The sequence below is a fragment of the Amycolatopsis sp. NBC_01286 genome (assembly GCF_035982555.1).
Taxonomy (GTDB): Bacteria; Actinomycetota; Actinomycetes; order Mycobacteriales; family Pseudonocardiaceae; genus Amycolatopsis.
This window is the reverse complement of record NZ_CP108428.1, coordinates 8,983,138-8,994,757: the sequence shown is the minus strand read 5'-3', so window position 1 is coordinate 8,994,757 and position 11,620 is coordinate 8,983,138. Positions and strand designations below refer to the sequence as shown.

Here is an 11,620-nt window from a genome sequence, read left to right as displayed (position 1 = left end):
CGCCATGCAGCAGGGCGAGCTGTGCCGGGTCACCGTGCACGGCCCGCAGGGGCGCGCCGACCTGGCCGTGCCGATGGGTGTCCCGGTGACGAGCCTGCTGCCGGTGCTGCTGCGGCACACCGGCGGCCACGAGGACCTCGGTGACTCGTGGGTCCTGCAGCGCCTCGGCGAGGCGCCGCTCGACCCGGCGGGCACGCCGGAGTCGCTCGACTGGAAGGAGGGGGAGGAGTTCCACCTCCGCCCCCGGCTCGATCCGTTGCCGGAACTGGACTTCGACGACATCGCCGACGGCATGGCCACCGCCGTCAGCCGCCAGGCCGGCCGCTGGAGGCCCGAGTTCAACCGGTTCCTGTTCCTCGGCTTCGCCATCGCCGGCCTGCTGGTGCTGGCCCGGGTGCTGCTCTACCCGGGCGCGCTGGGCCTGTCCGCCATCGGCTGCGCGGTCGTGGCACTGGGCCTGCTGGTCGCGGCCGTCGGCTCGGGCGTCCGGTCGGAAGACACGGCGTTGATCACGCTGCTGGGCCTGGGCGGCTGCGGGTTCGGATTCGTGGCGGGCGCGGTCGCCGTCGCGGGTCTCGGGCCGGCGTTCGACCTGCAGACTGCGCCCCTGCTGTCCGGCTGCCTGGCTTCCGGTCTGGCGGGCGGCCTGATGCTGGCCGGCCGGGCCGCGTGGGCGCCGGTCACGCCGTTCATCCCGTTCGGCACGGTCGTGGCCACCTCCGCGGCCGGTGCGGTGACGCTGTGGCTGCACTACGGCCCGGAGTTCTCGCCGGTGCAGTCGGCCGCGCTGGTCTCGGCCGTCCTCATCGGACTGCTGGTGTTCGCGCCCCGGATCGGCATCCGGTTCGCGCGCATCCGCGGCCCGCAGCTGCCCCGCACGGCCGACGAGCTGCAGTACGACATCGAGCCCGCGCCGGCGGAGAAGATGGTCGCGCAGACCGCGTACGCCGATGGTTACCTCACGATCGCCTGCGTCACCTCGGCTGTCGTTTTCGCCTGCTCCTTCCCTTTCCTGGTCGGCCAAGGCCTGTTCCCCGGCATCCTCGCCGGCCTGCTCGCGGCGGCGGTGCTGATGCGCTCGCGCAGCCTGCTGGGCGCGTGGCAGCGAGTCCCGCTGGCCGTCGCCGGCGCGCTCGGGCTGGTGCTGCTGACGTTCTCGCTGATCGAACCGCTGACCCCGGACTGGCGCGGCGCGTCCGCGGCGGGGGTGGTGCTGGTGTTCTTCCTGCTGGTGCTGGCCATGCTGCGGCCCCCGCCACGGCGGCTGCTGCCGATCTGGGGCCACCTGGCCAACTGGCTGGAGACGTTGAGCGCCGTCGCGATCCTCCCGATCCTGCTGCAGCTGTTCGGGACGTATGCGTGGGCCATCGGACTGACGGGCTGAAACCATGGTGCAGACGCAAAAGGACCACGTCGAGGCGTATTCGTTCCTCATCGGGCGGATGACCTCGGCCCTCGTGCTCGGCGACGCGAGCCACCTCGACGTGCCCGCCAAGCGCACCTGGACCGGCCTGCTGGTCGGCGCCGCGCTGGCGGTGCTGATCGTGCTGGGGTTCTTCGTGTTCGGCCTGATCGCCCACCACACCGGGCACGCCGTCCAGGCGACGCCGCCCCCGGTCCGCCGAGCCTGAAAGGAGCGTCACCATGGATCTCTCGCTGGTGCGCCGCCGCGGCGGCCCGGAAACCGACCTGAACCGGCAGACGGTCGGCAACGCCCTGGTCGTCCACCCCGCCGCCGGGATGACGGAGGAGGCGCAGGCGCTCGCGCTGGGCGTCGCCGCCGACTCCGAGCACGACCTCGTCGTCGTCGACCTGCCGGTGGACTCGCCGATCTCCCTGTGGGAATCGGTGGCGAAGGCGCTGCCGCGGCGTCGTCGTGGAGTGCGTCTCGTCATCGGCGGGCGCTCGCGGGAGACGTCGGCGCTGGCCGGGCAGTGGCTGGCCGAGCGGATCGGCCGTCCGGTGCTGGCCCCGGACGGTTCGGTCATCCCGAGCGCGGGCGGCGCGCTGTTCGTCCACAGTGGACGCGGCAGCGGCTGGGTCCGCTTCCAGCCCGGCCGGCCGCCGAAGTGGGAGGCGAAGCGCTTCCCGCGTCCGTCCTGGGACTCGGGCGTCACGGCCGAACTGACGTCGACGAGCTCCCGCGGCGTGGCCGAGCCGCTGCCGGGCGGCCTCTGGATCCGCCCGGTGGGCTTCGACCGCCAGCTCGGCTACCACCGTTCGGCGTTGATCCGCGGGCTGCCGGCGCTGCCGGACACGATGACGATCGTGCTGGGCTGCCCGGGCTGCCCGCCCCTGACGATGGACGACGCGGCCCGCCTGTGGATGCGCCTGCCGGAACCGGTGCGCCACAAGGCCCGTTTCGTCCAGTACGGCCCGATGTCGGTGCCGTCCGGCACGACGCTCGGCCAGTCGCTCGCCGACCTGCTGGGCCGCGAAGTCGGGTTCTACAGTGGACTCCCGATCGGCACCCCGCACGACCTCGACGTCTGGACGGTGCTCTACGACGGCGGTCTCGGCTGGGCGACGTTCGCCCGCGAGCTGGCGTACGTCCCGCAGCAGCCGACGCCCCGGATGCTGGACCACCGCCTGCCGATCGAGGGCTTGAAGGAGATCGAGCCCGCCGTCTACTGGTACTCGCCGGACGCGGTGCTGGAGGTCGTCCAGTCGGGCCTGCTGCTGCGCCCGCCGTCAGCCGGCCCGACGGCCGAGGCGCTGCGCGAGGTCACGCTGGACACGTCGGTGCACAACCTGACGTACGACGTCCCGGAGGAGGGCGCGGACGCGGTGGAGCGCATGCGCCTGCTGGCGGAGGACGTCCTGGCGAGGCTGGACGAGCACACCCGCCGCATCAGCCGCATCCTCCCCGCGGCGGCCCTGCTGGCCGAGCGAGCCCGGGTGACGATCCCGCGACGCGCGATGGCGGAGATCGAAGCCCCCGCGTCGCCCCCTGCGGCCGCAGTCCCCCCGGCGGCGGCCCCGGCCCGAGTGGGCGGCACGTCCCTGGCGGAGGCCCCGCTGTTGACGATCTCGGAGCGCCTGGACCCGGGCGCGGTGATCGCGGCTTCGCTGACCCCGGTGACGATCACGACGGCAGCACCGCCTCGGATCCCGGCACTGGCGGCGGAGGAGCGAGCAACAGAGGCGGTCAAGGCGCCGTCGCGCACTTCGGCCGGCCCAGTGATCACCTCGCCCGCCGACGCATCGGCGGTCTTTGCCGGTCCGACGACGATCTCTCCTGTCGCGGACAGGGGTGCCACGACAGTTTCCGGCGGCCCGGTCACCCAGCCGCCGCCCGCGGTCACTTCGACAGGTGCGGCCACCCCGTCGCCCGCTGGCATGGAGGCCCCGGCAACCGCCGCCGCCAAGCCCGAGTCGTTTACATCGCGTGGCTCAGCAACCCCGCCGCCGGCGGTTCCGCCGATCGGCGTGAATGGCCCGGCGACCCGCGCTCCCGAGGGGCCGGCCACTCCGCCCTCGGCAACTCGGCCCGTCGGCGTGGATGGTCCGGCGATCAGCTCGGCAAGCTCGGTCACCCTGCCGCCCGCTGGCGTGACTGGTCCCGCGACTGGCGCTTCTCGTGGCCCGACTACCCCGCCGTCCGCCGGTGTGGATAGCCCGGCGACCGACTCCGTCTCTGCGATCGACCCGCAGCCCGAAGCCCTGCCTGAGGCCGCCCGACCCGCCGCCACCGCCCCCGCGCCCCTCCCGCCACCAGCGGTTCCTCCCGCTGGCCTCCGCGAGGCTGCGGCCGGTTCCATGGTCTCGAGTGGCCCCGCGACCCTGCCGCCGCCCGCGGTTCCGCCGGCTGGAGTCCTCGGCGGCTCGGCCGCGGATCTTCCCACTGGACAGTCTCCGGCAGCCGCCCTCGGCGGATCCGCTACCACCGCGACCACGCTTCCCACGACTCAGCCTTCCGTGGTCCCGCCGATGGGCGTTCCTGGCGGGCCCGCTGGAGCGGGCAGCTCTGCGACCCCGCCTCCCGCGGTTCCGCCGGCGGGAGTCCCTGGCGGACCCGCCGCAACCGGTGGTCCTGCGACCCCGCCGCCGGCAGTTCCGCCCGCCGGAGTTCTCAGCACCTCGGTCGGCGCAACCGCCACCCCACCCGCCGGGTTCCTCGGCGGACCGGCCACCGGAACCGCCACCCCACCCCCCGCTGCCCCGGGCGAAATCCCCCAGGAAGCGGACACTCCCCAGACCCCGCCGTCCGCGGGTTCGCCCCTCGAGGTCGCGGACGGCGGTACCAACCACGCTCGGCTTCAGCCCACTCCCGCCGCCGAGGCGACCGCTCTGCTGCCCAAGCGGGGCGTCGACAAGGAACGTGAGTGGCTTCGGAAGTCGCTCGGCGCCGAGTACGGCCTGATGTCCAACGCCGCCGCGCGGATCCTCTCCGAGCATCCCGGCTTCCAGGGCGCGCTCGCCGCGTCGCCGGCTGATGTGCTCACCGATGCCGTTGCCGTGCAGCTCTACCTCTCGGCCAAGGGTGCGGCCATCGACGCCGGGCTGCGGGCCGGGCGCAACGGGCCGCACGTGCCGATCGCGCGCTGCGTGGTCGCCGGGCTCGGGCGGCTGCCGTCGCACCGGGGGCCCGCGAGCTTCGCGACCAGTCCGACCGCCGGGCAGTGGGCGCTCTACCGGAGCCGGAAAGTGCTCACCGAGTGGGGTTTCCTGCACGCCATGACCACTCCGATGTCCACTTCGGACGGTGACACGGACATCCTCGTCTGGTCGGTCACCGCCCGGCGGACGAAGCTGCTGGAGCCCGCCGAGGGCGTCGCCAACCGGGCGCTCTTCGTGCCCGGCACCAGCTTTAAGGTCCTCGAGATCACCGAGCCCGCCGCCACCCGGCGCGGGCTCGTGCTGCTGCGGGAGCTGACCGTGAGCGAGGTGGACGAGACCGGCCGCGTCGCCGCCGACCGGATCTCGCTCGACGAACTGGCGCTCGAGTCGCTGCGGCGCGAACTCGAGGTGTGGGCCGAGACGGACGGCCGCGAACCGATCGCGACGGCGGCCGCCGGGCGGTTCGGCGTCGTGCCGGGGCTGGTGTGAGGGAGAGGCGGAACTGATGAACCGACAGGTGCTCACGGTCGGCGGAGAAGGCGCCTACCCCACGATCGGCGCCGCGCTGGCGCAGGCTCAGAACGGCGCCACGATCACCGTCCACTCCGGACGCTACGAGGAGAACCTCGTCGTCGACCGCATGGTCTCGCTGGTCGCCGAGGGAGACGTCGAGATCGTCGCGCGCGAAGGCAGCGTGCTCGTGGCCAACGCCGAGGCCGTCCAGCTGCGCGGCTTCACCCTCACCGGGCAGGACGACAAGCTCGTCGCGGTCGACGTCGTGCGCGGCGAGGCCGCCCTCGACGGCTGCCGCGTCACCGGCGCCTCCTGGGCGACGCTCCTCGCGCGCCTCCAGGGGTCCCTCGCCCTGCGCGGCTGCGCCGTCACCAGCACCGCCGGCGCCGGGATCGTCGTCGCATCGCCCTCGCAGAGCACCATCGAGGACACCGAAATCACCGGCACCGCGTCGTCGGGCGTCGTCGTCGCCGAGGTCGGGTCCGTCGTGCTGCGCCGGTGCGCGGTGCGGCAGCCGAAGGGCAACGGCGTCTGCGTGAACGGCGAGGCCGTCGCGGTCGTCGAGCAGTGCGAGATCACCGGCGCCGAGAAGCCCGCGATGGTCGTCGAGCAGCAGGGCCGCGCCACCATCACCGGCCTGACCGTGCGCGACAGCGCGAACGTCGACCTGTACCTGACCAGTGAAGGCCGGGTGTCCGTTGTGGACTCCCGGTTCCTGTCGGCGCCGATGCAGGCCGTGCACGTCGCCGCGTCGGCCGCGCCGGTGCTGCGTGAATGCGTCTTCGCCGGCGCGGAACGCAACGCCGTGCAGGTCACCGGTAACGCGTCGCCGCACTTCGTGGACTGCACGTTCGAGGACTCACCCGTCATCATCCTGGCCGACGGCGAAGCGACGCCGAACTTCGAGCGCGCGACGATCCGGGGCGCGACCCAGACCGGCGTGCTCGTCACCGCCGACGCGAAGGTCCGGATCGCCGGGCTGCGGCTCGCGGGCCACGGCATCGTCCTTTCCGGGCAGTCGCGATTGGACCTCACCGACGCATCCGTCGAAACCGGACGCGAGATCGCCGTCGAGGTCACCGAATCGTCCTGGCTGACCGGAACCGACCTCCACGTGCGGGGGAGCGGCGTCCGGGTCACCGGCACGGCCGAGCTGCAGGACTGCGAGATCGCCGACGAAATCGTGGTCAAGGCCGGCGCCACGCTCACCGCGTCGCGCTGCCGCGTGCACAACGGCGTTTCGTCCGACGACGGTGCGAACGTGACGCTCACCGAGTGCGAAGTGGACGGTGTGGCGAGCGAACCCGTCCGAGAGCCGCAAGCGGAGACCGTCGAACCGAGCACGAGCGACGCCTCGGGCGAGGTGCTCGACGGCCCGCTCGGCGAGCTGGAGTCGCTGGTCGGCCTGGCCGGGGTGAAGAAGGAGGTCACCGGCCTGATCAACCTCATCCGGATGTCCCAGATGCGGGAGCGGATGGGGCTGCCGATGCCGCCGATGAGCCGGCACCTCGTCTTCGCGGGCCCTCCCGGTACCGGCAAGACGACGGTCGCGCGCCTCTACGGCACGGTCCTGGCGGAGCTGGGCATCCTGTCCAAGGGGCACATGGTCGAGGTCGCGCGGCAGGACCTCGTCGGCCAGTACATCGGCTCGACGGCGATCAAGACCACCGAGGTCGTCGAGAAGGCCATCGGCGGCGTCCTGTTCATCGACGAGGCGTACACGCTGTCGGCGGGCTCCGGCGGCTCCGGGCCGGACTTCGGTCAGGAGGCCATCGACGCGCTGATGAAGATCATGGAGGACCAGCGCGACTCGCTCGTCGTGATCGTCGCGGGTTACTCCGAGCAGATGGACGTCTTCCTCGAGTCCAACCCCGGGCTGGCGTCGCGGTTCACCCGGACCATCGAGTTCCCGAACTACAGCGTCGACGAGCTGGTCACCATCACGACTGGCCTGACCCGCAAGCACTACTACGAGCTGACCGACGACGCGATGACGACGTTGCGCGAGTACTTCGAGCGGGTGCCGAAGAGTTCGACGTTCGGCAACGGCCGCGTCGCGCGGAAGCTGTTCGAGGCCATGGTGAACAACCAGGCGTCGCGCCTGGCGCTGCAGCCGCCGTCGAAGGACTCGGAGCTCAACCGGCTGACGGCCGAGGACCTGCACGCCGAGCTGGCGAACCTGCCCGCGGCGGCCCAGGCGGCGGTGTCGGTGGGCACGGATCCGGCCGCCGCCGTCGGCGCGGCGACCAGCGTGCACCGGCTGCGCAAGCTCGTCGGCCAGAAGGCCGTGCGGGAGCACGCCGAGCGCCTGCTGGTCCGGCTCGGCGGGCTCAAGCACGGCCGTCAGCCGCTCGGCCAGGAAGCCAACGTCGTGCTCAGCGGCGAGCGTGGCTCGGGCCGGGCGGAGTTCGCCCGGCTGTACGCGCGGGGGCTCGCCGAACTGGGCTTGGTCGGCGTCGGGCAGCTCGTCCGGCGCTCGGTCGCGGAAGACCTGATGCCGCGCTGGCCGGGACAGGCCGAACACCTGGTCCGCACCGCGCTGGACGACGCGAGCGGCGGTGTCCTCGTGCTCGACCTGGACGGCGAGTGGGAGTCCACTGTGCACACTCCGGGCCACGAAGTCCTTGAAGCACTGGCGGAAGCGGTCGGACGACGGCCCGCGGACCCGGTCGTCGTGCTGACCGCCGAACCGCGGCGCGTCCGGACGCTGGCCGGGCTGGTGCCGTCGCTGCGCGACCGGTTCCCGGCGGTCTGGGAGCTGGGGAAGTACACAGTGGACGAACTCGGCGAGATCGCCGTCCGGCTGCTGGTCCGCGGCGGTCACGAAGTGCCGGACGCCGTCCGTGACGCGCTGGCGCACGAGCTGGCGGCGGCGTCGGAACGCACGGTGCACGCCGCGCACGAACTCGCCCGCACGCTGTCGGCCACGGCCGCGTCCCGCACGCTGGCGGCGGCCGACCTGCGCGGCGTCCGCCCGCCGGACGTCGAACCCCTGGCGCTCGGACAGGGTCTGGCCTCGGTCGGCTGAAGGAGGAGTCATGGCATCGCCCTACGAGAAGATGCTGGAGGACGCGCTCGGCGCGTACCAGCGGCAGCGCGAGAACCTCACCGCGACGAAGGAACGGATCGACGAGGCCACCGGCACGGCGACGTCCGCGCGCCGCGAGGTGACCGCGACCGTCGGGCGCACCGGTGAGGTCACCGAGCTGACGTTCCCGACCAGCGCGTACAAGCGGATGGCGCCGGCCGAGCTGGCCGGAGTGATCGTCCGGACCATCGCGCAGGCGCGGCAGCAGGCGATCGACGCGTCGGCCGAACAGCTCGCGCCGATGCTGCCGCCGGGGTTCTCCGCGCGGGACCTGATGGCCGGGAAGGTCGACGTCGAAGCGTTGTTCGCCGCCCGCGTGCCGGGTTTCGAAGGAGGGACCGAGGATGACTGATCAGTTCTTCGTGGACGCCGACGGGCTCGACACGGGCCGCAACGGCTACCGCGAGAAGGCGACCGAACTGGAGGCGCTGATGCAGCGCATCCAAGCCCTCGGCAGCTCCGGGCGCGTCTCCGAGGCGGCGGGTCACGACAAGAACGGCAACGCCTTCGCCCAGACGCACATGAAGGCGGTGGCGGAGATCCGCGACGGCGTCCGGCTGTGGGCGAAGGCCGTCGACGGCACGTCGGACGCGATCCACGATATGGCCGGCTCGTTCCGCGAAGCCGACCAGGGCGCGTTCGACATGGCGCGCGACCTGCAGAAGAACTTCCTGCAGCTGCAGGAAGACGTCTCGAAGCCGCCGGCTTCTTCGTAGTCCGGGGAGGTTGCTCGCGATGAGCCTGATGGTGGATCCCAGCCTGAACTGGATCTTCTACATCATCGCGGGTGACGCCTGGCCGCAGGGCGACGAGGACAAGCTGCGCGAGCTGGCCGCGGAGTGGGACCAGGTCGCGCGCGACATCGCGGCGGCGGGCCAGGGTTTCAACCAGCTGTCGCAGCACGTGACGGCGAACGTCGGTGGCGACGTCCAGCAGAACTTTTCGGACTTCTCGCGCAACCTGAGCACGTTGGGCGCGGACTACGTCCAGCGCGCGCGGGCGCAGGCGGCGTCGCTGCGAGAGCAAGCGTTGAACGTCGAGAACGCCAAGTACGGCATGCTGATCTCGATCGCCGTGACGGCCGCGGAAGTGTTGTGGGCGTTGACGAACCCGTTCACGGCACCGCTGGTCCCGGAGATCATGGCGGCCGGCCGGACCGCGGTGGTGACGGTGCAGCGCACGCTCGTCCGGCGTCTGACGAGCCTGCTGGCCCGCATCGCCCGGGAGGCGGCGCAGGAAGCGGCCGAAGAGGTCGCGGAAGACATGCTGGCGCAGTTCATCCAGATCGCGCAGGGCAATCGCCACGGGTTCGACTGGAAGTCGATCGGCCAGTCGGCGGCCCTGGGCGCGGTCGGCGGCGCGTTCGCGCACGTGGCGGGCAACGGTCTCGGCAAGGTCGACGGCAAGTTCGGCACGAAGTTCTCGAAGAACGTCTGGGGCGAGGCGGGAAACGAGGCCGCGACGGAGGTGGTGGTCGGCCTCACGGGAGCGGCAGCCTTCGGCGGCGACCTGGACAGCTTGGGCTGGGGCGCGCTGAACGGAGGCTTGAGCGGCGCGGCGACGCACGGGGCACACCACGCGGGGGAGTCGCTGCACGACAAGCTGACCGGGGGCGGGCCGGGGGCCGAAGGGGCCGGGCCCAAGGACGTCGGAGACGTGGGGTTCGACAAGGAGAACATCGGGCCGATCGACGCACCGCCGGCGCCGGGCTCGGGTTCCGGCGCTGGGTCCCGTTCGGGAAGCGGCGGTCCGGGTTCGGCTGGTCCTGGCTCCGGCGGGGCGGGTGCCGGGACGGGTGGTCCGGGCTCGAGCGGGGCGGGTTCCGGGACGAGCGGACCGGCTCCGGGCGGGGCCGGTTCCGGGACGGGCGGCTCTGGTTCGGGCGGGTCCGGGAACGGCTTGGGTGCGGTTGGTGCCGGTGGCCCCGCTCCTGGAGGGACGGGTACCGGAACCGGCGGGTCCGACTCGGGCGCGCCTGGTACCGGCGGAGCGGGGACTGGTTCGGCCGGGACGGGTGCGTCTCCTTCGGGCGGCACGGGAGCCGATGCCGGTTCCGGCGGGCCTGGTTCGAGTGGAGCGGGTGCCGGTTCGAGTGGGTCCGATTCCGGGACGGGCGCGGGTGCAGGTGTCGGACCCGGTACGTCTGGTCAGGGCGGAACAGGTGCTGGTTCGAGCGGCGCAGGTGCAACTGTCGGCTCCGGTGCCGGCTCGGCCGGGTCGAACGGGACGGGTTCCGCTCCGGGCCCGTCGGCTTCCAGCGGCTCCGGCGCAGGGAACGGCGCGCAGGGCATCGGAAGTGCCGGTGTCGGCACGGCTGGGATCGCCTCTGGGGCTGGTCAGTCAGATTCGACCGGCGCGGGTTCGGGTCAGGCAGGTTCGACCGGCGTGGGCTCGGGTCAGCTCGGTACGGCTGGGGCGGGTTCGGGGCAGCCAGGTTCGACTAGCGCGGGTTGGGGTCAGCCCGGTCCGAGCGGCGCAGGTTCCGATCAGCTCGGTGCTGGTGGGGCGGGTGCTGGCCTCGGTCAGTCCGGTTCGAGCGGGCCCAGCGCCGGTTCTGGTCAGTCCGGCGCGAGTGGGGCCGGCGCCAGCCCGGGTCAGGCCGGTTCGGGTGGGATCGGCTCCGGTCCAGGTGCGTCCGGTTCGGCCGGAGTCGGGCAGGGTGCGGGCGGGTCCGGTTCCGGCGTCGGCACGAGTGGTTCGGGTGTGGGAACCGGAACGGGCTCGACGGGTACCGGTGCCGCGGCGGGCGGTTCTGGGCCGTCCGAGGGTGTGGGCTCGTCCGGTTCCGGCACCTCGACGGGCGGCCCGGGCTCGACCGGAGTGGTGGGCTCCGGCACGGGCGTCCCGTCGGCGCCGGGCGGTTCCGGCCCGGGTGCGGAAGGTGCGGTCGAGCAGGGTGCGACCGCACCTTCCCCAGGCCCCGCCGTCGGTTCGGCCGGGAGCCAGGGGCCGGGCACCGGCTCCGTGGGCACCAGTCCGGCGAGCCAAGGTCCCGGTGCGACGGGCACCAGCTCGACGGGCCAAGCAACCGGTGCCGGCCAGAACACGGGCACCAGCACAAACGGTTCGGCGAACCCGGTCACGAGCAACCCGTCCGGCCTGGGCCCGAACGGCTCCAGCGCGGTGACGCCTGTCGAAGCCCCGGGCAGCACCGGTGGCAGTGGCTCGCAAGACCAGAACGGCACGTCGAGCACGGCACTGCAGACGGCCACCGGCCCGGGTGCCACGGGGCCGAGCACGTCCGCCGGTACCGGAGCGACCCCGTCGGGATCCGGTGCCACGACTCCGGCAACCAGCGGCAACTCGGGTATCACCGCTCCCGGTAGCGACCCGGACGCGAACAGCGCAGGTATGAACCCGCCGACCACGGGCAGCTCGAGCTACGGTGCTCCCGGTTCCGGGCTGGGTACGAGTGGCACCGGCACGAACCTGTCCGCGACCGATGATTCACGTTTCGGT

General features: G+C 72.8%; 7 protein-coding genes and 1 pseudogene. 7 read left to right on the top strand and 1 reads right to left on the bottom strand.

Translation table 11 applies throughout. The annotated features are described in order from the left end of the window. Positions 1–4 precede the first annotated feature (4 nt). The 7 genes and pseudogenes from eccD to OG570_RS48485 all read left to right on the top strand — a co-directional run. Positions 5–1,384, top strand: coding sequence for a type VII secretion integral membrane protein EccD (gene eccD, locus OG570_RS41110; RefSeq protein WP_326960298.1), 1,380 nt, complete (start codon positions 5–7; stop codon positions 1,382–1,384). 4 nt (positions 1,385–1,388) lie between these two features. Continuing rightward, positions 1,389–1,631, top strand: a complete 243-nt coding sequence (locus tag OG570_RS41105; protein WP_247050436.1) for a type VII secretion protein EccB — start codon at positions 1,389–1,391, stop codon at positions 1,629–1,631. Between the two features lie 13 nt (positions 1,632–1,644). Beyond that, entirely contained in the window at positions 1,645–5,049 is a 3,405-nt protein-coding gene (locus tag OG570_RS41100; RefSeq protein WP_326954169.1) for a hypothetical protein, read from the top strand. A 16-nt stretch (positions 5,050–5,065) separates the two neighbouring features. Then, the gene (locus tag OG570_RS41095; RefSeq protein WP_326954168.1) at positions 5,066–8,101 is read left to right on the top strand and encodes a right-handed parallel beta-helix repeat-containing protein; all 3,036 of its coding nucleotides are present in this window, start codon (positions 5,066–5,068) and stop codon (positions 8,099–8,101) included. A 10-nt stretch (positions 8,102–8,111) separates the two neighbouring features. After that, positions 8,112–8,513: a YbaB/EbfC family nucleoid-associated protein gene (locus OG570_RS41090; RefSeq protein WP_247050442.1), complete on the top strand. Its 402-nt coding sequence runs from the start codon at positions 8,112–8,114 to the stop codon at positions 8,511–8,513. Beyond that, positions 8,506–8,877 carry a hypothetical protein gene (locus tag OG570_RS41085; protein WP_326948538.1) on the top strand — a complete coding sequence of 124 codons (372 nt, stop codon included), beginning with the start codon at positions 8,506–8,508 and terminating at the stop codon, positions 8,875–8,877. Before OG570_RS41090 ends, OG570_RS41085 begins: the two co-directional genes overlap by 8 nt. Positions 8,878–8,896: 19 nt before the next feature. Next, positions 8,897–9,235 (top strand): annotated as a pseudogene (locus OG570_RS48485) (WXG100-like domain-containing protein); the annotation flags it as partial. Here the strand turns inward: OG570_RS48485 and OG570_RS41080 are convergent. Beyond that, entirely contained in the window at positions 9,142–9,645 is a 504-nt protein-coding gene (locus OG570_RS41080; RefSeq protein WP_326954167.1) for a hypothetical protein, read from the bottom strand. The pseudogene OG570_RS48485 and the gene OG570_RS41080 overlap by 94 nt on opposite strands. Between the last annotated feature and the right edge of the window lie 1,975 nt (positions 9,646–11,620).

Coding starts and splice junctions, on each gene's coding strand:
- OG570_RS41105 (WP_247050436.1), top strand. CDS start 1,389: ATGGTGCAGACGCAAAAGGACCACGTCGAGGCGTATTCGTTCCTCATC.
- eccD (WP_326960298.1), top strand. CDS start 5: ATGCAGCAGGGCGAGCTGTGCCGGGTCACCGTGCACGGCCCGCAGGGG.
- OG570_RS41090 (WP_247050442.1), top strand. CDS start 8,112: ATGGCATCGCCCTACGAGAAGATGCTGGAGGACGCGCTCGGCGCGTAC.
- OG570_RS41100 (WP_326954169.1), top strand. CDS start 1,645: ATGGATCTCTCGCTGGTGCGCCGCCGCGGCGGCCCGGAAACCGACCTG.
- OG570_RS41085 (WP_326948538.1), top strand. CDS start 8,506: ATGACTGATCAGTTCTTCGTGGACGCCGACGGGCTCGACACGGGCCGC.
- OG570_RS41095 (WP_326954168.1), top strand. CDS start 5,066: ATGAACCGACAGGTGCTCACGGTCGGCGGAGAAGGCGCCTACCCCACG.